The sequence below is a fragment of the Vibrio sp. NH-7 genome, assembly GCF_053643215.1.
This window is the reverse complement of sequence record NZ_CM132188.1, coordinates 683730-705584: the sequence shown is the minus strand read 5'-3', so window position 1 is coordinate 705584 and position 21855 is coordinate 683730. Positions and strand designations below refer to the sequence as shown.

Here is a 21855-nt window from a genome sequence, read left to right as displayed (position 1 = left end):
CCAAGTGAACGTCTTATGGATCAGTTAACCGCTGCACTAAAAAAAATCGAAAAACAGAACTATCGCGCGTATCAGCAAATTAAAGGCTGCTATGACTTTAGCGACTTCACTTTCTATATTGATTACGTTCAAGCTGACCCGTACGCCTCCCCTACACGTGTAAGAGCTGTACGTCCTTGGTCGGTGACTGGCCTCCAATGGCTACGAGAAAAATCAGCGGCTTACCAAGTCGCAGCACGTGACTTCATCGCACGCAGCTTTGCCCAGTTAGCCAAGCAAGAGTCGAGCGTCAGCATTGCGCTGTCAGGGCAAGTGGTGCTAGACAGCACTGCCGTGCTCTTCACCGATGAAGGTATTGAACTGCGTTTTCGCATCAACCTACCCGCAGAAGGGAGAAGCGTGCTTGGCAAAAAAGCCGACAATATTTTAACCTTCCACCTGCCTAAGTATATTCGACGCGCGACACTTGAGCGTGAGTTAGACATTGAAGCGCTCGTTCACCACTGCGAAGTGGTAGAAGATCAAGCATTCTTGCGCAGCAAATTGGATGAACATGATCTATTGGCCTTTGTCGCTAACGGTTCTGTTCTGCCACGTATTGCTGGCAACTGTGACTTACCAATGAAAGACGCCGTCGCTATCACAGCCCCGAAATCTCTTGAAGTGACGATCGAAACGCCAAACCAAGGCCCTATTACTGGTCTTGGTATTCGCAAAGGTATCACCTTGATCGTTGGTGGCGGTTTCCATGGTAAATCCACCCTACTCACTGCGATTGAGCGCTCAATTTACGATCACATCCCGGGTGACGGCCGTGAGCGTATCGTGACCAACCTAAATGCTATGAAGATTCGAGCTGAGGATGGTCGTTGTGTCCACAACTTAAGTTTGGCCAATTACATTAACCATTTGCCAATGGGTAAAGATACGGAAAACTTCTCGACACAAGATGCGTCTGGATCAACGTCTCAAGCGGCTTGGCTACAAGAATCTATTGAATCTGGCGCAACGGGTTTGCTGATCGATGAAGATACATCGGCCACTAACTTTATGATTCGTGACGAAAGAATGCAGGCATTGGTGAGTAAAGGTGATGAACCGATTACACCGCTTGTTGACCGCATTGGTCAGCTCCGTGACGAACTCGATATTTCTTCTGTCATTGTAATGGGGGGATCTGGCGACTATCTCGACGTTGCAGATACGGTGATTCAAATGCACGACTATCAAGCCATAGACGTGACGGAAAAAGCACAGCAAGTCATTGCTCAGCATCCAAGTCAACGTGACAACGAGTGTGAATCACCATTGGTAATCTACAGACCTCGTTCGGTAAACCGAGCAAATCTGCAGAGCATTTTGGCCGACGGCAAGTTTAGAGTGTCCGCGAAAGGTGTTGAATCACTGCGTTTCGGTAAGGAGTTCACCGATTTATCTGCACTAGAGCAACTTGAATCTAGCGCAGAAATTAATGCCATCGGCTGGTTATGGTTCCAGCTTGCCCAGTTACCTGGTTGGTCCGCTAACCCTGCCAAAGAGTTCAGCGAAATGCTTCATGGCAATTGGCACGCTTCAATGCCAAATCATGGTGACCTTGCCAAACCTCGCGTGATGGATGTGATGGCCGCATTAAACCGAATGCGTAAGGCTCAATTCAAGCCGGCTCGCTAAGTAAAAAGCGCCGATAACGGCGCTTTTTTAATGTCTGAGAACATTCCATGCCTCACACAGGATTCGAAATCGGTCACTGTCGCCGTTGTCTCGGTCAGGATGCCATTTCAACGCCAACTTGCGCCACGTTTTACGAATCTCAGTGTGGGTTGCATCGTGAGGCAGTTCAAACAATTTGAGCGCTTTGGCCCTATCCATGTCTTTACCGTCCGTACCGCCAACAAACTCCCGATAACGTGTCCAGAACTCGTTAAGTAGCCGCTTAATCTCCCCTTCCTCGGCTTCGTAGTTTTGCCAGTCCAAATAGTAATCTCGCAGTGGATCGTGATGATCAACTTCATGGCCAAACACTTGGCTTTGGGGCATTAAAATAATGTCCATCGCTTGGACTTGTAACCAGTTGTCGGGATAGAGCGTCTCTTGCAGTTGGTACAGAGCGTTCATGATTAGAAAATTGCGCTTAAATAGGTCTTTGTCTGGGGATGCATCCAGCAAAGGCATGATCTCAATTTCGGTTAAATGAGACGCTAAGGTGTGAACTTTCCAGCCGCTCGGTTGTTTTCTCAACACCTCAAGAATGGGCCAGAGTAGCGGATTTTCCATGTACTGCTGAAATTGTGCGGCAAGTCCTGATTGCTGTGGCATACGAATCACTGGTTGTTGGAGATACTCTAATTGAAAGCCACTCCAACCGATTTGTCGAGTCGCAATCGATCAATTCACAGGGTTTTCTATGAGATTGAGAGTTTACTCAAAGGCATCACAGACCTTGGAAAACGAAAAAACCAAGAGATGACGGTGTCGTCATGACTCTTGGCTTTCGTTCAAGCAATGAGAAGATTAGATTACACCCAACTCTCTCAGGCGCTCCATTAGGTAGCTGTGCGCCGTGTAACGCTCAGATAATACAACATCAGGCTTAGGATGAAGGAACAATGGCAACGAAATGCGCGATTGCTCTTGGCGTTCACCCGTTGGGTTAATCACTCGGTGTGTTGTCGATGGGAAGTAACCTCCCGATGCTTCTTGCAGCATGTCACCAATGTTAATGATCAAGTTACCAAAATCACATGGCACATCAATCCACTCGCCATCTTTGCCCAGAACTTGTAAACCCGGCTCATTGGAAGCAGGAAGTACGGTAAGCAAGTTAATATCCTCGTGAGCCGCTGCGCGGATTGCTCCTGGCTCTTCATCGCCTGTCATCGGCGGGTAGTGGAGAATACGCAGTAGGGTTTTATCACTGCCGTTGATCATTTCAGACAACGCTACTGAGAACTTCTCCTGAACCTCTTTTGGTGCATGCGCTTCAACCCAGCCTAAGAGTTCTTCAGCAAACGCATTAGCGCGTTGGTAGTACTCCATGATCTGCTCTTTAAGTTCTTCCGGCATTTGACCCCACGGGTAAACATGGAAGTACTCTTTAATGTCTTTAACCGAATGGCCTTTAGCTACTTCTGACACAGAAGGCGGAAAGTAACCGTCTTGAGTTTCAACATTGAAGGTAAATTCGTTCTTTCTTTCAGACATAAAGAACTTGTACCAGTTGTCATAGATAGACTCGACAAGCTCTTTGGGAATTGGGTGATTCTTTAGTACCCCAAAGCCGGTTTCACGCAGCGAGGTAACAAATTGCTCTGCGGCATCGTTTGCAAGGTAATCTACAGTTTCCAGTTTCATGACTTTACTTTTTTAGTTATTGATATTGGAAGCAGGATTCTAAGTGTGACATATAGGTAAATCAAACTTTGATGAAATGAAACAGCAACTTTAACGAGTTAATGTGCAGTTAAAAGGTCTTTCAACAGATTTTGTTATCGGAGGGAGTGGCGACGTCTTTGCTCAGCAGCGCATCGCCATTGGTTAGCAGTAGAATTCTAACTCAACGATTAACAACGTGTATTTTGTTCAATCCACGTTAGATAAGGGTTGTAACCCTCAACAAATGGCACTTGAACCACCTGCGGGACTTCATAATCATGAAGCTCGACGATCACTTGTTCGAGCTCTGCGTAACACGATTTCTTGGTTTTGATGACAAGCAATGATTCATCGTCACAACACACCTCCCCTTTCCACATGTAGTGACTTTGAATCGGGATCGCTTGAATGCAGGCTGCCAAGCCTTTGGACAACAAACCAGAGATGATGGATTGTTGATTCTCTTCATTGTTGGTTGTCGTTAACACGATGCAGTATTGGCCGCTCATTTTTCCGCCTATCTGTTGTTCTATTCGTTAATGTTGCACAATCACAGGATAATCGCCGTCAACCAGCTCCCTGACAAAGCTTGAGCCATCCCCTTTATAGGTTACCCATACCTTTTTCTTCGCTCTGGTGAGCGCCACATAAAACAAGCGACGCTCTTCAGCATATGGGTAAGTATCGATAGATTGAGTGAGTGCACCATCAAGATGAAGCGTTTTCACTCGAGCAGGGAACTGCCCTTCATCTACTGAGACGAGGATAACAAAATCTGCCTCTTTGCCTTTACTGGCATGACATGTCATGAAATCAATCGACAACATGGCAAAGCGTTTTTGCCAATCACTTAACAACTCTGGCTTGTGATAATGGTTACGCCCTAGCAATAGTACGGTTTGCGTCGCTTTGGCTTTGCGATTCAGATCATCAAGGATCTTCTCAACATTTGCACTTGGTACCAACACTACCGATTTCGCTTTCTGCTCTTTGTGACTATTGAGCACTTTGTTAAGTTGGGACGGGTTTTGCTGCACAAACTGGTTCGCCACTTCACCAAGTCGATTGTTAAAGCGGTAAGTCGTATTTAGGTGGTGAATCGTCGAGTGCGGGAAACGATCTTTAAATCCGGTAGTAAGGTCGACATCGGAACCCGCAAACTGATAAATAGATTGCCAATCGTCGCCAACGGCAAACAACACACACTCTTGGTGTTCACTTTGTTTGCACAGTGCTTCAACCAGCGCCAGTCTTTGCGGTGAAATATCTTGATACTCATCGATCATGATGTATTTCCACGGAGAGACAAACTTGCCCTTTTCAACCCACTTTGTCGCTTGGGTGATCATGATATTGAAGTCCACATGCCCTTCACTCTTGAGCATCTCCTGCCAAGCGGTGTAACAAGGCCACACCAAAGCGAGTTCACTGTTAAGACGAGTGTATTCAGGATGTTCAATAAGCGACTGCTGAATCTCTTTTTTGGTTGTCCCCATTGCACTCAATTGAGAAAGCTGTTTTTCCAGCCAAGCAATGAGCTTTGGGTTTTCGACATGACTGCCCAGTTCTTCATCCCCAGCTAAATAGGCTATTGGCCATTTCTGGAGGTGCTTTTGCCAACGCTTGAAAGCGGTCGGCGTCATCCAGTGTTTCTTCAGCCAATCCACGCACCATGCAGTACGTAAACCATCATCGAGCGCCATAGGTGAAATAGTTACGTCATTGCCTTCAACCTGCTTAAGAATAAAAAGGCCCAGTTGATGAAAGGTATTCACACGGATTGGCTCTGTACTTAAACCAATCTTGTCGTTTAACCGCGCCTTCATTTCATTGGCGGCTTCACGACCAAAGGCTAGCATTAGAATCTGCTCCGCCTGCGCCAAATGGCTTTGCAGCAAGTATGCAACGCGAGCCGTCAGAACACTCGTTTTCCCTGACCCTGCCCCCGCAAGCACTAGGTTATTGTCGTCATTAAGCAGCACGGCTTGCTGCTGGGTATGATTGAGAGGAGAAGACTCGATCTGGGAAAACAGCACTTTCCAATTCTCAAGTTCGTTAACCATCCAATCTTCATTTCGTTTCGCCAAGGTTTGGTTGGTTTCTAGGATCCAAGGAAGCAATCTATCCACACGATCCGGCATACGCAGCATCGCATCTTCCAAGTCCATTTCCATTTTGTTGAAGTCGTTATCTAATTCGGCAAGCCAAGCGTTGACCGCTGAGTGGGTCAAAAAGGCAGGTTGGCGCTCGAAACTACGAACTTTCGCTTCCCACTTTGGCAAATACTCAATCAGGTGCTGGCACTGGGTTTGATGCCATTGCTGGTAAGATGCCACCGCAAATCGAGCAAACTCACGGCAACGCTCCCAATCGAGTCCTTGCACTAACCAAGATTTTTCAACGCCTTCTTCTTGATGAGCGAAAAACTGCAAACCACCCCAGAAGAGGCCTCGCTTAAGTTTTATTTTTCCGCTCCACACATTGAAAGGGATGCGCTCTTCGCTCCGTTCAGACGCGAGAATGAGATAGTCGGACTCTAAAGTGACTCGATGATATTCGTTTTGAACCAAAAACTGTGCAGTCTTGTTTGCGATTAGCTGCATTGTGCCGTATCCATGTTTTTCATGGCGGGTATGATAACTCAACACGCATTGAGTTTGAAAAGATCCTGTCAATATCCGCCGTCAAGTTCACGTTGAACAATCAATAAACAAACGAACCGGTTTCTTATTCTGTATCAGAAGTTTACCATTGACGAACAGGCTATACTGCCTGCATCAAAACTTACAAGTAGACGAGACGTGCAATTATTTAGTCAGTTACGCCTGTACTGGGCCAACAAAACCGTTAACTACAGCTTACTTATCCTTGTGACGCTGTTAGGTGTCGTCATTCCAACTTGGTATTATGAGCTGAACTCCCTCATCATTCCTTTGATTCTTGGGATCATTGCCGCGGCGCTTGCAGAGAGTGATGATAAGTTCACGGGCAGGATTAAGTCGATCACGCTCACCCTGATTTGTTTCGCCATCGCCGCTTTCTCAATTGAACTGCTGTTCAATACCCCTGTTTTCTTTGCGATCGGCTTATTTACCTCAACCTTCGGCTTCATTATGCTAGGCGCCATTGGCCCTCGCTATGCCAGCATCGCATTTGGTTCATTGCTGATTGCCATCTACGCAATGCTTGGCGCTCACGAAAGCACTAACCTTTGGTTTCAACCATTGATGTTGCTGTCTGGTGCCACATGGTATTTCTTTATGTCGATGATCTGGTCGGCGTTTTGGCCAATGCAACCTGTCCAACAAAGTCTGGCAACCGTCTTTCTTCAACTGGCGAATTACCTTGACTCCAAGAGTCAGCTCTTTCACCCAGTTAACGACTTAACCCCTCAGCCTCATAGAATCGAAGAAGCGCGCCTAAATGCCGCCACCGTCAATGCGTTAAATACGTGTAAGATGACGCTATTAACGCGCTCTAAACGCGGCCACGTTGACGGTGCTTCTGACCGTTTTCTCAACATCTATTTCCTAGCACAAGACATTCATGAACGCGTCAGCTCTAGTCACTATCGATACCAAGAGCTCTCGGCGCACTTCGAGCGCTCTGATGTCCTGTTTCGCTTCAAACACCTACTAGAAAGCCAAGCAAAAGCGTGTCGCGAGATCGCGAAGTCGATTCGTTTGGGTAAAGAATACCAACACAGTGATGAGTCTATCGTCGCTCTTGACGAGGTAATGAACTCACTCAACTATCTTCAGCAACAAGAGAAACCCCAATGGCGCTCGCTGATCAATCAATTGAACTATCTGTTTAATAATTTGGCCACCGTTGAAAAGCAGTTAAGCAACGTTAACAATCCGGATGCGAATAAACTGGAAGAAGATGTTCTCGACGATACTGAAGCCCATACCATCAAGGCGATGTGGCTGCGCATAAAGTCCAATCTAAACAAAGATTCGATGTTGTTTCGCCATGCCGTTCGTATGTCAATCGCCCTCACGTTGGGGTATGGCATCATCCAAGGGTTCGATATTGAACGCGGTTACTGGATTCTTCTCACTACCCTCTTTGTTTGCCAACCCAACTACAGTGCGACTAGGCAAAAGCTCGTCGCTCGTGTCATTGGCACACTTGCAGGCTTGCTGGTGGGCGTACCACTGCTGACATTTTTCCCGTCTCAAGAGAGTCAACTGGTGTTTATCGTTCTATCCGGTGTCGCTTTTTTTGCGTTTCGTTTGGCAAACTATGGCTATGCGACGGGCTTTATTACCGTTTTAGTCTTGTTTTGCTTTAACCAACTGGGCGAAGGCTATGCGGTTGTCTTGCCGCGTCTTGCCGACACCTTAATTGGCTGCGCGCTTGCAGTGGGCGCGGTGGCGTTTATCTTGCCCGATTGGCAATCCAAGCGTTTGCACAAAGTTATGGCGGAGGCGATCAACGCTCATCGAGCCTATCTTGCACAAATCATTGGTCAGTATCGTATCGGTAAGAAGGATAACCTCTCCTATCGCATCGCTAGACGTCACGCGCATAACCAAGATGCAAACCTGACCAATGCAATCAGTGCGATGTTGGCAGAGCCCGGCAAGTACCACAGCGCCACCGATGAAAGTTTTCGCTTTTTAACCCTGAGTCACGCGCTATTGAGCTATATCTCTGCACTGGGCGCGCATCGACAACGCATTGACAATGAAGATACTCACCAGTTGGTATTGGATGCTCACCGAACCATCCATCAACATTTACAGGTGCTCTTTGATCAATTGAATGAACACTGCGAAACATGTGAAACCGCCAGTATCGATGACCCAAATCTGGAAGCGCGTTTATCTGAGTGGCGAGAAGAAGATGACAATTCAGTCAGAATGGTGCTTCAACAGCTCTACTTGATCTACCGAATGCTGCCAGAGCTTCACTCTTTGGCCGCCAAATTCGCGGTAAGAGTGACTCATTAGAAACGAATTTAGCGCCGTTATGGAAGGAGGCAAAGTGAAGCCTCCTTCACCTAACCCTTACACTACCTGACAGTTTTCGGACAATTATTGAGCAGTCAAGCATAGACTAGAAATAAATCAATCAATTGGAGATGAGTGTGAAAGGAGAACACTCAAGTCCTAAGGTTCGGAGGCAGAATACGATGACCCCAATCCAGTTTGAATTATTTAAACAGCAGATTAGCCAGCTCACCCCTCAGCAGCTAAAGGCATTACGCGGTGAAATCAATAACACGTTAGAGGACAGTTCAAGTACGTTAATCACTGACGAAGAGCTAAACCTGATCTCTAGCTTGTTTTCGTAGCACAACTTGCTCAAAACACAAATTCACCTTAAGCTTTAATTAAGGGAGGAGTGTATGGCCGTGTCAGTTATTCAATCAGGGCATCAGTTGATTGATCAGTCATCGAAAATGGCTGAGGAAGCGGCGCGCGACGTTAATCTTACCTCTTCACTTCCGCAAGTCGAAAACGACAAATCTCTCGATTTCAACAAAGTTGAGTTTAAAGCCCCAGCCGTTCCCGACCCTTCTTATGTTGATTCGATGGTCAAACTTAGCCAAGCCACTCAGTACAGTAAAGTGGGAACCAACATGCTACAAAGAGACCAAGAGATGATCGGCACACTGTTAGATATTCACGTTTAAATTGTAGCAATCCATAAACAACGGTTGTTATCCCTATCAGAGCAGTTAGAATCCTCCGATAACTTTTATATACTATTTCGCTATGCCCAAATTAAATTTGTCTTACCGCGACCTGCATCCAATCTTCGATCAAGGTCCGCACACGGACGAGTTAGAACAATTACTCAGCCCACGTTTTGAACGCCCTTCCCTTCGATTGACACCTAGCCCTTACATCAGCCAAAAGACGCTCGAAAAACGTTGGCAAAAAATAGATCCTCTCACAGAAAAAAAGCACCTGTTGGATGAGCACACCCTTGAACATGCAGAGCACTACAACAAAAATATCGAGCACTTTATCGGCACGGTGAAACTTCCTGTCGGTATTGCTGGGCCGCTGCGTGTGAATGGCCTCTATGCCAACGATGATTACCTTGTACCACTCGCGACCACGGAAGCAGCGTTGGTGGCATCTTACAATCGCGGCTCCCAGCTTATTACTGCCGCGGGTGGATCCAGTGCGATGCTGATCAATGAAGGGGTAACGCGAACGCCAGTTTTTGCTTTCCATAACATTACAGATGCAGGCCAGTTTGTTGCTTGGGTCGTTACGCAATACGATCACTTTAAGCAAGTAGCAGAGTCGACGACTTCTCACGGCAAGCTGCACGACATCAATATCAACATTGAAGGGAATCACGTCTATTTAGTGTTTGAGTTCCACACTGGTGACGCCTCGGGACAAAACATGGTGACGATCGCAACAAACGAAGTCTATAGATACATCCTTGAGCACGCGCCTATCGAGCCAAAGGAATCTTTCCTCGATGGCAACTTATCGGGCGACAAAAAACCCAATGCGCATACCATGAGGCATGTTCGCGGTAAAAAGGTCACGGCTGAAGTCACCTTATCTCGACACTTGGTTGAAAAGTATCTTCATACTACACCAGAGAAAATGGTGAAGTTTGGCCAAATGACCACCACAGGATCGGCCCTCAGTGGCGGAATTGGCGTTAACGCTCACTACGCAAATGCGTTGGCGGCACTTTACATTGCATGTGGTCAAGACGCCGCTTGCGTGTCGGAATCTGCAATAGGCATAACCCGCATGGAGTTAAACCCGCAAGGCGCACTCTATGCGTGTGTGACTTTACCTAACATTATGGTCGGGACCGTCGGCGGCGGCACAGGACTACCAAGCCAAAAAGCGTGTTTAGATATTTTAGGGTTACACGGTAACGGGAAAGCGAAGGCATTAGCAGAAGTCGCCGCTGCACTTTGCCTCGCCGGTGAGCTCTCTATCGTTGGCGCGTTTTGCGCAGAGCACTTTTCCAAAGCTCATCAAAAGCTCGCCCGCTGATCGAAAAACAGTTTGGATATGGGGCTGACTGCACTCAGCCCCTTGTTCAAAATGTGCGGGGTATCAACTCCTTACCCTGTAGTTATGCGGTCAATGTCGAAATTTTGTATAGTTTCGTCATTCACCTCAATGCACTACAACACAATGCCTAGCAAAGAAGATTCAATAGAAGAGCTCGGGAATTTGCTTCAACCTGGGGGGAAGCTCTCAGCGACCATTCATTTTGGCCCTGATGACCGCTATTCGTTTGCCACCACGTATGTTGGGTGCAAACTTCCTCAGTTTTTAATTGTTGATTTACCGGCAAAGGCGCGTGAAGCACTGATCATTCGAAAACTGAGCAACACAGAAATTGTTGTCCGAGCGATAACCAATACCAAATTGGGTCATATCATCGCGTTTAAATCGACCATCATCGTTAAATCTTCGACTCCTTCCGCGCTGCTTTTTCTTCGAATGCCAACTCATTTCGCCTCAAAGCCAATAAGGCAGCATGAACGACATTCAATGGACCTTCCCGCTGAACTTAAAAGCCAAGATGTCACTTATCATGGCAAGTTAGTGGACTTTTCGGCGTCAGGGTGTGGCTTTTTTCTCTCGGGCGAGAATGAGTTGACTACGAACAGCGTCATAGAGCTGCAAAGTGCACTTACGGAGTTCTTACCGGAGGGAACTAAACTGAGTATCGTAAACATCACCAGAGAGCGTAACGGGCATAAATTTGGCATCAAATTTAATACTCCCATCAATATTGATGATGAGCTAAAGCAAGCCTTGGTAGAGCACGCTTACTTGGCAAGTCGGTATTAACGCTCGATGTCGATAAACTTCTCTTTAAAATAAATCATCGCTTTGTTCAGGGCTAACTCTTTGATTGGTTTAACAATCACGTAATCGGCACCACTGGCGATAAACGCTCGCTTGGTATCTTGCATACCGTCTGCAGTACACGCGAAAATGGGCACATTCAGCCCAAGTTCTTCTCGAATAATTCGAGTCGATTCAATGCCACCTAAGCTAGGAAGCTGATTGTCCATCAATACCAAGGCGACGTTTGGATCATCGCGCAGATAGTCGATGGCGTTGTGACCATCTTGGACCCAAGTAACGCTCATGCCATACTTTTCACAAAATGCCTTTGCGATAAAAGCATTGGTGTGGTTGTCTTCGACTAACAAAACGTGCAGCGACTCGTCAAACAGCGATTGAGGCTCAACAAGTAAGCTGTTTGGCTCGACATTGCGCTCCCCAATGTACATATCCATCGGGATTCGCGCCACGAGTGTCGTCCCTTTCCCCACAACACTGTCAATGGAGATGGTACCATTCATCAGCTCAACCAAACTATGAACAATTGCTAGCCCCAAACCACTTCCACCATACTCGCGTGTCGTGGTTGCTTCCGCTTGAATAAAGGGTTCGAAGATGGTTTTAAGTTGCTGCTCTTCAATTCCAATCCCTGTATCTTTCACCACAATTTGAAGCTCAAACTGCTGCTCTGTTTCGATGCTCGACAATTCAACACAAACCTTACCTTGATGGGTGAACTTGATAGCATTGCTCACAAGATTAAACAGAATCTGGTTCAAGCGAACTTGGTCACTGTTGGCCCACATCTGTGATTCGATATCACTGCGCATAGAGAGTTCGATCCCTTTTTCGACGCACAGCGGCATGAATATTTTTTCGACGGTGGTTTCAAGCTCGATTAAACGGAACTCATTGGTTTCTATGTTGAACTTGCCCTGCTCGATTTTAGAGAAATCGAGAATATCATTAAGAACAGCAAGCAGATGCTCACCACTGTTACACAACACGTCAACGTGCTCCAATGCTTCTTGTTCATTCAAGCTGTGTTTGAGTAGTTGTGAAACACCTAGAATTCCATTCAAAGGGGTGCGTAACTCATGGCTCATTTTCGCTAAGAAATCCGCACGCACTCGCGCTGACTCTTCCGCTTCTTCTTTCGCTGCTTGGCTCTGTTTTTCCGCTTCAACGAAGCTCGTAATGTCTTGCCCCTGGGCCATGATTTGCTTGGTGGCATTGTCACTAATGATCGGTGAAAGATTCCAGCGATAAGTGATGCCGCCAATGGTAGTGTTCACACCTGTTAGGGTCGCACCTTGAGCACACATTTTGACGTGATGAGACAATGCCTCAACCAAGCGCTCTCGTGAGACTTCGTCTTTAAAGCAACGTTCTGCCGCTGGGTTATACCGCAGCAACTGACCATCGTCGGTGCTCCACAAGGTGATAGGTGAAAGGGAAAAATTAAATAGATCGGCAAACTGTTTTTCTTGCTCGTTGAGTCGCTTAAATGAAAGTTCAAAGCGTTGACCTATTTGGTTAAACTCTTCGATACCTGATCCAGCAAACTGATGTGTTTTCTGTTCGGTAAACGTCGATTCGATGAAGTCCATCAACTTCTTCAGTTCAAGCGAGACTCTTTTCCCAAGCCATAGGCGTGTCGATATCGCAATGAAAGCAATCATGACGCCTGTAAACAACATCCACAAGTATTGGCTTTTTACAAAATGTTCGATGTGATTGTTGCCTTGAACCGTGTATACCGATAAGAAGGTAGGCACACCAGCAATGGTCAGGTCGGTCCGCGACACCATGTAGCTGCTGGTATTGAGCGCTTCAGAAGACTCTTCAAGTAAGGCAACATAACGGAAATCATCAATTTTCTTACTTGATGCGATCACTTGAGATCCTACCGCAAGAATAAGCTCATCCGCATTACTTCCTTTGGTGATCGCATTGACCAGCGAGAAATTGTTGTTCAGGACAACACCAATATAAAGATGCGCGACCACCTCACCATTAGTTAGGTTCACCACTGGGGAGCGGCGCATCATCAAATATCGCATTCCCATGCTTGATGGGGTTTGTGAAATATGCCAAGAATTTCCCGTAACAACATCAGTATTCAAGTGCTGAAGTTGAAAAGGGGAAATCCCATAGAATTCTGCATTGCCATCATCCCAAAACAGCCCTTCACCACTGGCCAGAAATCGGATGTCAGGCGCTAAATTAGGCAGAATCTGATCAATACTGGTGAAGAATCGGTCTATCGCCATCTGGTCTCGGCTGACGACGCCATTTATTAAAGAGACGCTTCGAGAGTAGCTGTCTTGCTGTATCTCTAGGGCTTTCAAGCGAAAGTTGAATATTTCTTGGACGAGGCTTTGGGTCTGAGTTTTTGTACGCGCGACTTCCTGCGCGACAACTTCTCGGTTTACTTGGAAGTTTTGTAGCACCATGACCAAGGTCAACACACCTATGGTCAGAAATATTGAGTTAGTAAGAAGCGTGGCGAGCTGATAACGCCGTCCACGCTTAAATATCTTCATCATTAAAGATCAGAGTACCTGAATGCACGTTGCTTTAATTTTTCAATTTTGATTGGGCTATCTTGCTTGGTTACCAACTCAAAATCACCCGAGTAAACCACTGGTACTTGTTTACCCTCAATGTCCCACTTGATCGCTTCTGCCATTGCAATCCCGGTATCATCATTCATGCGCATAACGGTCACATCGAGATCACCGTTGGCAATCGCATCGAGTTCTGCCGTTCCCCCACCCCAACCATTCAACAATATGTCAGTGCGGTTTAATTCTTTAAGCGCATCTGCCGCTCCTAAAGCCACATCGGTAGAGCAAGCGTAAATAAAACTTAGGTCCTTATCACTGCTTAGCGCTTGAAGTGCCGTTTTATAACCAGACTCCCTTGTCGCCTCAGTGTAAAAAGAGGACGAAAGTTTGTAGCTGTCATGGTGGCTCATCTCTTCAATAAAGGTGTCACCCCGAGCATAGCTCACATAGCCTTCAGAGAAATACAGCACCGAGTAGCGGCTATCTTTCTTAACCGTTGACTTGTAATACTCCTCTAACAACCTTGCGCCATGGAGGTGATCGAACCCAACGTATAAAAAGGGTTGATGATTGTCCCATGCGCGAACTGGCGTGGTGATGTTCTGCAAGATGAGTTTTGTGTCCGTCGAACTCATCACGTGCTCAATGAACTTGCGATGGCGCGTTGTATCAAGCGTGAAAATTAAATAATCCGTATTATTTTGTATGGCCTCTAACAGCGAAAGGCTTTGCTGCCTAACATCAACATTTGGGCGAGTGAACACCTGATTAATGCTGTAGCGAATACCGAGCTTCTCAAGGCGAGTCTCGAACGCTTTAATGTTGCGGCTCCAATAGTCCGAGACCTGCTGCCCAGGATAGACGACAGAGATCGAAATTGGTTTGCTCTGAGTTAAACTTACAGGGACGGGATAATCTCTGACCGCATCGGTCAACGCATCCGTCAGCTGCTTTTGTGCTGGATGCTGTTCCAAGTAGCTATCGTATTGCCAATAACCATTGAGAACTTGAGTGGTATGCGCTTGTGATACTGCCGACGCGAGTGCCAATAAAGAGAATAGTGAGGCTTTATACATTGGTGATTATTCTTCCTACACTTATCGAAATCTAATTTCAGTATAATGATTCATACCAATCTTGGTAGCATAAAAACCCTCTAACGTGTTGAGTGTTCATTAAAACGACGGATTCAATAAATTTCATTTCCTTTTGTGTTTTCAAGCGCTTAACCGTGTCAAATTACAGTCTCAAGTCATTAATTTGACACGGTTCTTCACAAATTTATTGCACCCTAGAATGTAAATGCGAGATTGCCTGATAAGCCGAACTGATTGTCTCCTGCATAGCTACCAGCAAGATCAATACTTACAAGATCTCCCGGACTAATCCCCAACCCGGCGGTAAATGAATTGTCTAACGTGTCCTCCATATCCATTTCGTACCCGGCGCGTAACTGTGCCCAGCCCCAAGCATTTCCTTCAATGCCCATTCGTACAAAACGTGTGTCATCATTTGAACCAGAAAAACGTTTCTGTGTCGTAACATCAAAATCCAAGGTCGCAGTTAACAGTTCAGTCGTATAAGAGCCTGAAATGGTCACTTGCGTATCTAGCTTGTACTTGTCCGTTTTGTCTTTGGTTTCGATTTCTTGAGAGAGAAGATCTTTGATTGCGATGCCAGCGCGAAAGTCGTTATAAAACCAGACTGCGCCCAAATCTAGGTTAAATGCGCTTTTTGACGTTTCGCTTTCGTCGTAATCACTTAAATCGAAATCTTCTACGGTCAGCGTTTCACTGTAGGTGGTCAGTTTTTGGTATTTCGGAGTCACACCGAACGAGAAGTCTTGACCAGCAACGGTCATACGTTTCGCTAAGGCAACGCCATATTCAACGTAGCCAAATGCAGCCATATTGACATTTGAGTTGTTGTAGCGGTCGGCTACTCTTAAATCTTCATCGACGATACTAGTATCGGACTCAGCAATATCGGTTTGGGCGATGATTTCAGCGTAACCACGTGTGTAGAAGTTGCCAGAAACCAATCCAAATGGGACGGCAACGGCCAATCCGCCGCCAACACTCACAGCCAATGGCTTGTCATCAGATAGATTATCCAAATGAGTGTTTAGGTCATTTCGCAGGCTAACATTACTGCTGCCACTATCTTCGTATTGTTCGATAGTGTCTTGCAGATCGTCTAACGTTGTTAAAGACTCATCGGTATCTCGCGCCGTAAAACCAATCGCTGGCGCCAAAATGCCAAAGTCATCTTCATCACGATAGACAGCAGTGAGTGCTGGATTATAGAAAGGAGCAAGGAGATAGTCGGCGCTGGTGACGCCAGTGTTGCCCATGGCATTGCCTCGACCATCGGCGACAAGGTTTGCCGCTGAAGCTGAGGTACCAATAAGGGCGCAAGCCACTGCGGTGGAAAGTAAGTGTCGTTGTTTCATAATTCGCATCAACCTTCTTATTTATTTGCATAACCAAGGTTAATACATTTGAGCTAATTTGATGCTTAATTATTCCACTGATGTCACATCAATCACATTTATTAGTTCAATGCGGCCTTTCACTAGCTGTTCTTTTTTAGATTTTGGCCACTGTTTTATTTGGTATTCTATCTTCGATGCGATACTGCGCGACTCAACCACGTCACTCTGCCAAGCCAAAGAAAGTGGCCCTTTCCCTTTTAGCGCTTTTGCGCCTTGACCAGATACATGCATTTTAAAACGCCGCTCTACATCTGTAGTGATCCCGCAATACAACGCGTTAGAAGCAGTACGGATTAGGTAAACATACCAATCCGTACTGGAATTCGAAGGTGCAGACATTTAGCTTGTCAACTGTTCAACGCGTTGCTTGAGTTCAGCCAACTCAGACTTTAGCTGTGCCACTTCATTCTCAAGTGCCTCAATACGCTCGTTACCTTGGCCAACGTTTGGCAATGCCGCAGAGGCATCAGTAAGCGCTTCAATATCAACCTCACCGCTAAATAAGTGCATGTAGCGCGATTCACGTTTGCCCGCTTCACGTGACAACTTAATCACTAATGCGCCCTCTTCACGTGCTGCCATTTTCTCTAGCACCGCTTCAACTTCTTTGACGTCAGTAAAGTCCGCAAGACGATTGGTCCGCGTTCTTAGCTCGCCTGGCGTTTGCGGACCTCTTAGCAGTAGGCAGCAGGTGATGGCTTTTTCTTGTTTGGACAACTTAAGATCACCGAACTCGGTGTTACAAAAACGATGCTGGAACTTGCTCGCACGGCTGTTAAAACCGCTTTCATCACTGACAAGTCGCTGCGCGATCAAGGCATCAACAGCTTGCTGAACATCGAGATCACTCAACGACATGACTGGCTCACGGTTGCTCTTTTGGTTGCAGGCGGAGGTCAAACTATTCAGGGTTAGAGGATAGTAATCTGGCGTGGTCACCTCTTTCTCGATAAGGCAGCCTATGATTCTCGCCTCAATAGGACTCAGTTCGATATTCATTATTATTTCCTTATTATGCGCTTACAAAGCTCACTAGTGCTCTGCAAGTAGGGGAACTTTTTTCATGTTGCCATCTTCGTCAATCATAACGATCTTAGTTCGATTGAGCTCGACCTCGGTGATTTCTTGTCGAGTTCTTTCACTTCGATATGCTTCAATGAGTTTTTGTGCAGGAGATGGCGTCACCATTTTTTCTTCTTTCGTAACTATAATGTCAGAAGTAAGCATGTCTTTATTGCATTCGATGTCACTGTATTTTCGAATCATATATCGAACGGTAGGCGAGTCTCAATCACCAAATTACGAGATTGGCGATAAAACCGTCAACATACTGTAATGATTGATCTTAAGACTGTTATCGCCCCTAATGATGTGATTTAATCGTTGGTAGTTAAAGGTAAAATCAGGAAAGAAAACCTATGAGTGGTGTATTTGAAATCGTGTCTCAAGCACGTCGTAAGAACAAATTGAAACGTGAGCTTATTGATAACGAAAAGAAAGTTCGTGATAACCGTAAACGTGTAGACCTATTAGAAAACCTACTTGACTACATCAAAGCGGATATGAGCAACGAGGAAATCGTTGGTATTATCAAAAACATGAAAGCGGACTACGAAGATCGTGTCGATGATCATATCATCAAGAGCGCGGAAATCTCTAAAGAGCGTCGTGACATCAGCCGCCGTATTCGCGAACTGACTGAAGAAGACAAGCAAGTAAGCCAAGGTAAGAAAAAATAATTCCTGCCGCTATTACTCTGTTTGAGGCCTACACATTGTGTGGGCCTTTTTATTGCTCGCTGCACGCCGATTCCAACATAAATCGTTATAATAATTCACTAAATAGCGCTAAACGTTTGCGTAATCGCTAACCTTCTCCGTTCCCAAAATTCTGACTTTCATCACACATTTACCACTGCTATATTTCATTTCAGACAGACAACTAGACCATTCGAGGCATGGAGCTTCCTCACTTATCTCACGAAGAGAAGAATTGGTACCGACACTGACACTGATCGGCAAACTTTAAGAGGGTCAAATAATGGAAATGAATATGGTTGAAATTCTAGGTTACGCAGCTTCTATCATGGTTGCAATTTCACTTACCATGAAAGATATCGTAAAACTGCGCGTGTTGAACTTCATCGGCTGTGCTCTGTTTACCGCTTACGGCCTAATGATTGACGCTTGGCCAGTTGTGGTAACTAACGGATTTATTGCGTGTGTGAACGTCTATTTCCTAGCGAAGATGCAAAGCGAAAAAAAGTCTGAAGACGCGAAAAGCGCAGCCTAAAAAATTTGAAACCCTAGACATTGTCTAGGGTTTTCTTTTTTTACTTCCCAGAAACGAAGCTATTAGTTATTCGAAACAATGAATAACACCTCAACTCTTCGATTACATGCCTTACCCGCACTTGATGCATTTGAACACGCCGGAACGAACTCTCCATAACCGCGAGTAAATATTGAATCCATCGCGACATTGTTACGAACCAACTGTTGCTTGACCGCTTTCGCTCGCTTCATAGAAAGACTATCGTTAAACGAAGGTGCGCCCGTGCTATCGGCGTGGCCGTCAATGACAATATCAATACCCGGTTGTGTCGCTAGATACTCACCCATCATATCCAACCAATAGGCAGAATCGGGCATCACTTTCGATGACCCTGTATTGAACTTGATGGTATCAGTCAACTTGACCATGATGTGGTTGCCAGGCAGCACCTCGTAGTCGACACCATTTTTAAGCAAAAAACTTTGCAAATCCTGATAGTGCGGCGCGCGTTTTTGTCCTAGTGGACCTCTCACATCTGACGCAGTTAACTTAGGGTCCGCGCCCCACTCTGGATACTTTACTTCAAAATCAGTCTTTGGTGCCGTATCGAGCATATCATCGGTCATGTTGGCGATGTTCTGCGCCATGTTTGAACATCCTGATAGCAAGATTATCAGAGGCAAAGTTACATATTTCATCTCTACACCATAAGTTCCGTTTTACTACAAATACTGTATCGACAGATTTACCAAATCTTTAGTAAATTTTAGCCTCTTTTTAAACAGATTGACGCCGTTTCCCCCGAAACAATTTGGTAATAAAATCAGCTTCACAACTATTTAGTTCTGCGTATTGAAAGAGTAAAATCCTAGCACTGATTCATCGTGCATCATGTTGCGCGAACCATTTTGAGAAATCGATTATGAAAAAGCTCTTCACCTTGCTGACGATTTTAACAGCTACGGTTTTAGTAGGCTGCTCTGACAGTAATACGCCGCAAGAAGGCAAGCAATACCAACAACTGCCTGTTAACCTCGCTACGTTTCGTTTACCTCAAGTCACGGAAGTCTTCTCGCTAAACTGTGGCCATTGCCGAAAGATGGAGGCTGTCCTTCCTCAATTAGAAGAACTGACTCAACAATCTATTGGTAAAATTCATGTGACCTTTAACGAGAGCGCACAAATCGCGGCCATGATCTACTACACCGCAGAGATGCAACTTGGTAAAAAACCGGATCATGAGTTCATGAATGCGCTATTCGCAGCGACCCAAATGGGTGATGGCGCGACATTAGCAGACAAAAAACAGGCCATTGACGATGCGTTCCAATCTCGCGGGTTAATTAGCCCATATGAGCTAAACGAACAACAACAAGAGCAGCTCTTTGAGGCAATGAACCTAGCACAAGATATTACCGAAAAAGGGCAAATTAACTCTGTGCCTACTTTTGTTGTCAACGGCAAGTACATGGTTTTGACTGCTGGTCATCAGGACATTGAAGGCATCGCAAACACCATCAACTATTTAATCAACCAACCTTAAACAAACTGGACGTTATCAATGTCAAAATTTATTTTCCCAATTGTCATTTTGGTTTTAGCGGTATTCATGATTTACCGCACGTGGAATAACAACAAAGCGGGTGAAGAAAACTTTGCTGCTGGCCAAGCCTTTTTATTGGAAAACGGTAAGCAAGAAGATGTTGTTACCACAGAAAGTGGCCTGCAGTACAAGATCTTAGCTAAAGGTGAAGGCACCGAGAAGCCAACAACAAGTAACACTGTCAAAGTCCACTACCACGGCACGCTGATTGACGGCACCGTTTTTGACAGCTCTGTAAACCGTGGTGAGCCAATTAGCTTCAAATTGAATCAAGTGATTAAAGGTTGGCAAGAAGGTCTTACTTACATGTCTCCGGGCGACAAATTCCGCTTGTTCATCCCAAGCCCACTTGCTTACGGGAAAGGTGGCACAGGCCCTATTCCACCAGCATCGACCCTGATTTTTGATGTCGAACTGCTAGAAATCAAGTAATGAATAAAAGAAGCCAGTCACATGACTGGCTTCTTTGTATTTGCTAGCAAAACTCAGGGAGCTTCTTATGAATAAACTCTCTATCAGCTGCGTAAAACTCTTCAACGGGTAGCTCTGTTGGTGCCAACCACTTAAAGGTTTGCTGTCTTTGTTCATCCACTTGAGTCGGCTCAACTTCCTCTAGTGCTTTCAATACCGCGTAGTAAATTCTCCCACCGTATTCGTTGACGTTGGAGAAGGTTGCAACGTGCTTTAGGCCTTGAAGCTGGGTTTCTTCATACAACTCTCTGATCGCAGCGTCTGTCCCTGATTCGTTGTTTTCCACTTGACCACCCGGGAACTCGACCACCATCCCTTTCGCTGGTCTAAATCTTTCTTGTACCAACACCTTTCCATCTTTGACTACCACCGCCATAGATAAGTGCTTCATGCCTGACTCCTTCCATTCCATATAAAAAACTGGCGTCGCCGCCAGTCCGTTTGTATTGGGATCACTGTTGATTGGCGTGGATGATATCGCAATGTGTGTGTTCTTGCTTATGAACTAATTCACATTTATGGTTTTGCAGCACAAAAAAACCGGCTTCTTTTCAGTTGCCGGTTTTTCGTTGGTTATTGATTACTTATGTTTGTCTTGGACATATTGCTGGCTTACGTCCACGACTGCGACGTCTTTGAAGAAGCTACGCCCCAATAGCAGTGGGAATGTAAGATGAGTACGATCAGCTAAAGTGAACTCTGTTTTCTCTTTAAGATCACCAATTTGAATCCATGCATCAACGACCGCGCGCTCTTGCGTGCCATCGGCACTCGATTGACGAATTTTCACCCAACGCTGAACAGGCAGAGCAATTTCTTTACTCTTGTGCCCTTCATGTTCAATTTTGAACTTAACCCAATCTTTACCATCTCGTTCAAAAGGTTCGATGTCGACAGCGCTGATCGATGAGGTGGTCGCGCCTGTGTCGATACGAGCTCTAAAGTTTTGCTCTAACCCTGGTACATAAACCCATTCCTTCTCACCAAGAATCAGCTTGCCATCTGAAGTTTTCTTCGCTTTTAGGACAATCTCAGGTTGTTTTGGTTTTTCCGCAGGTTTGGTTTCTTTGACCACTTCTTTTTCTTCGACCTTTGGCTCTTCGACTTTAGGCTCTTCAATTTGTGGTTTTTGTTCTGGCTCAACTGGCGTCTGCCCCGTTGTTGTACACGCCATTAAACCGCCACTAAGCATAACTGGAATAATTAGCTTCCACGTTTTGTTCATTCGATCACCCAATTCAATTGACAATAGTTACACGCAATAAAAAGGCCCAC

At 45.6% G+C, this 21855-nt stretch carries 22 protein-coding genes and 1 pseudogene; 10 read left to right on the top strand and 13 right to left on the bottom strand.

The annotated features are described in order from the left end of the window. Window positions 1-15: 15 nt before the first annotated feature. Window positions 16-1671, top strand: coding sequence for a P-loop domain-containing protein (locus ACUALS_RS17375; protein ID WP_454449985.1), 1656 nt, complete (start codon window positions 16-18; stop codon window positions 1669-1671). Window positions 1672-1698: 27 nt separating this feature from the next. Here the strand turns inward: ACUALS_RS17375 and ACUALS_RS17370 are convergent, their stop codons facing one another. The 4 genes from ACUALS_RS17370 to helD form a co-directional block, all read right to left on the bottom strand. Beyond that, window positions 1699-2316, bottom strand: coding sequence for a DNA-J related domain-containing protein (locus tag ACUALS_RS17370; RefSeq protein WP_038190561.1), 618 nt, complete (start codon window positions 2314-2316; stop codon window positions 1699-1701). 195 nt (window positions 2317-2511) lie between these two features. Beyond that, complete coding sequence (locus ACUALS_RS17365) at window positions 2512-3351, bottom strand: isopenicillin N synthase family dioxygenase (protein WP_038190564.1); 840 nt, start codon at window positions 3349-3351, stop codon at window positions 2512-2514. A gap of 209 nt (window positions 3352-3560) precedes the next feature. Continuing rightward, complete coding sequence (cutA, locus tag ACUALS_RS17360; protein ID WP_454449984.1) at window positions 3561-3881, bottom strand: divalent-cation tolerance protein CutA; 321 nt, start codon at window positions 3879-3881, stop codon at window positions 3561-3563. Window positions 3882-3908: 27 nt separating this feature from the next. Further along, window positions 3909-5975 (bottom strand): DNA helicase IV, encoded by a 2067-nt coding sequence (gene helD / locus ACUALS_RS17355; protein ID WP_454449983.1) that lies wholly within the window; start codon window positions 5973-5975, stop codon window positions 3909-3911. 198 nt (window positions 5976-6173) lie between these two features. Here helD and yccS point away from each other — a divergent pair, with 198 nt between their 5' ends. From yccS to ACUALS_RS17330, 5 genes are all read left to right on the top strand, one after another. Further along, window positions 6174-8330, top strand: coding sequence for a YccS family putative transporter (yccS, locus tag ACUALS_RS17350; protein ID WP_454449982.1), 2157 nt, complete (start codon window positions 6174-6176; stop codon window positions 8328-8330). Between the two features lie 182 nt (window positions 8331-8512). Next, complete coding sequence (locus ACUALS_RS17345) at window positions 8513-8674, top strand: hypothetical protein (protein WP_005473120.1); 162 nt, start codon at window positions 8513-8515, stop codon at window positions 8672-8674. Between the two features lie 54 nt (window positions 8675-8728). Next, window positions 8729-9016: a hypothetical protein gene (locus ACUALS_RS17340; protein WP_005473289.1), complete on the top strand. Its 288-nt coding sequence runs from the start codon at window positions 8729-8731 to the stop codon at window positions 9014-9016. An 82-nt stretch (window positions 9017-9098) separates the two neighbouring features. Then, entirely contained in the window at window positions 9099-10358 is a 1260-nt protein-coding gene (locus ACUALS_RS17335; RefSeq protein WP_454449981.1) for a hydroxymethylglutaryl-CoA reductase, read from the top strand. 144 nt (window positions 10359-10502) lie between these two features. Continuing rightward, entirely contained in the window at window positions 10503-11168 is a 666-nt protein-coding gene (locus ACUALS_RS17330) for a PilZ domain-containing protein (RefSeq protein WP_454449980.1), read from the top strand. Here the strand turns inward: ACUALS_RS17330 and luxQ are convergent. From luxQ to ACUALS_RS17300, 6 genes are all read right to left on the bottom strand, one after another. Next, on the bottom strand, window positions 11165-13717 hold the full coding sequence (luxQ, locus tag ACUALS_RS17325; protein ID WP_454449979.1) for a quorum-sensing autoinducer 2 sensor kinase/phosphatase LuxQ: 2553 nt from the start codon (window positions 13715-13717) through the stop codon (window positions 11165-11167). The two genes, ACUALS_RS17330 and luxQ, sit on opposite strands and share 4 nt — an antisense overlap. Next, window positions 13717-14814 carry an autoinducer 2-binding periplasmic protein LuxP gene (locus ACUALS_RS17320; RefSeq protein WP_038136747.1) on the bottom strand — a complete coding sequence of 366 codons (1098 nt, stop codon included), beginning with the start codon at window positions 14812-14814 and terminating at the stop codon, window positions 13717-13719. The genes luxQ and ACUALS_RS17320 overlap by 1 nt, the downstream gene beginning before the upstream one ends. Before the next feature lie 215 nt (window positions 14815-15029). Then, window positions 15030-16190 (bottom strand): conjugal transfer protein TraF, encoded by a 1161-nt coding sequence (locus ACUALS_RS17315; RefSeq protein ID WP_454449978.1) that lies wholly within the window; start codon window positions 16188-16190, stop codon window positions 15030-15032. A 69-nt stretch (window positions 16191-16259) separates the two neighbouring features. Next, a complete protein-coding gene (locus ACUALS_RS17310) occupies window positions 16260-16571 on the bottom strand; it encodes a GIY-YIG nuclease family protein (protein WP_039473950.1) in 312 nt (103 codons plus the stop codon). Further along, complete coding sequence (locus ACUALS_RS17305) at window positions 16572-17231, bottom strand: YceH family protein (protein ID WP_454449977.1); 660 nt, start codon at window positions 17229-17231, stop codon at window positions 16572-16574. It abuts the gene before it with no gap. Window positions 17232-17264: 33 nt separating this feature from the next. Next, window positions 17265-17459: a hypothetical protein gene (locus ACUALS_RS17300; RefSeq protein ID WP_038137366.1), complete on the bottom strand. Its 195-nt coding sequence runs from the start codon at window positions 17457-17459 to the stop codon at window positions 17265-17267. Between the two features lie 188 nt (window positions 17460-17647). Between ACUALS_RS17300 and ACUALS_RS17295 the strand changes: the two are divergent. After that, a pseudogene (locus ACUALS_RS17295) lies at window positions 17648-17971 on the top strand (DUF496 family protein); the annotation flags it as partial. Window positions 17972-18272: 301 nt separating this feature from the next. Next, on the top strand, window positions 18273-18524 hold the full coding sequence (locus ACUALS_RS17290; protein ID WP_038136740.1) for a YgjV family protein: 252 nt from the start codon (window positions 18273-18275) through the stop codon (window positions 18522-18524). A gap of 62 nt (window positions 18525-18586) precedes the next feature. Here the strand turns inward: ACUALS_RS17290 and ACUALS_RS17285 are convergent, their stop codons facing one another. Continuing rightward, window positions 18587-19204, bottom strand: a complete 618-nt coding sequence (locus ACUALS_RS17285) for an OmpA family protein (protein WP_038190593.1) — start codon at window positions 19202-19204, stop codon at window positions 18587-18589. A 224-nt stretch (window positions 19205-19428) separates the two neighbouring features. On the opposite strand from ACUALS_RS17285, the gene ACUALS_RS17280 reads away from it, so the two are divergent. Beyond that, window positions 19429-20049: a thiol:disulfide interchange protein DsbA/DsbL gene (locus ACUALS_RS17280; protein ID WP_039473941.1), complete on the top strand. Its 621-nt coding sequence runs from the start codon at window positions 19429-19431 to the stop codon at window positions 20047-20049. A gap of 18 nt (window positions 20050-20067) precedes the next feature. Next, entirely contained in the window at window positions 20068-20541 is a 474-nt protein-coding gene (locus ACUALS_RS17275; RefSeq protein ID WP_039624588.1) for an FKBP-type peptidyl-prolyl cis-trans isomerase, read from the top strand. 43 nt (window positions 20542-20584) lie between these two features. On the opposite strand, the gene ACUALS_RS17270 is transcribed toward ACUALS_RS17275, so the two are convergent. Together ACUALS_RS17270 and ACUALS_RS17265 are read right to left on the bottom strand one after the other, a co-directional pair. Beyond that, window positions 20585-20971 carry an NUDIX hydrolase gene (locus ACUALS_RS17270; RefSeq protein WP_038136730.1) on the bottom strand — a complete coding sequence of 129 codons (387 nt, stop codon included), beginning with the start codon at window positions 20969-20971 and terminating at the stop codon, window positions 20585-20587. A 189-nt stretch (window positions 20972-21160) separates the two neighbouring features. Continuing rightward, complete coding sequence (locus tag ACUALS_RS17265; protein WP_038216485.1) at window positions 21161-21805, bottom strand: ATP-dependent zinc protease family protein; 645 nt, start codon at window positions 21803-21805, stop codon at window positions 21161-21163. Between the last annotated feature and the right edge of the window lie 50 nt (window positions 21806-21855).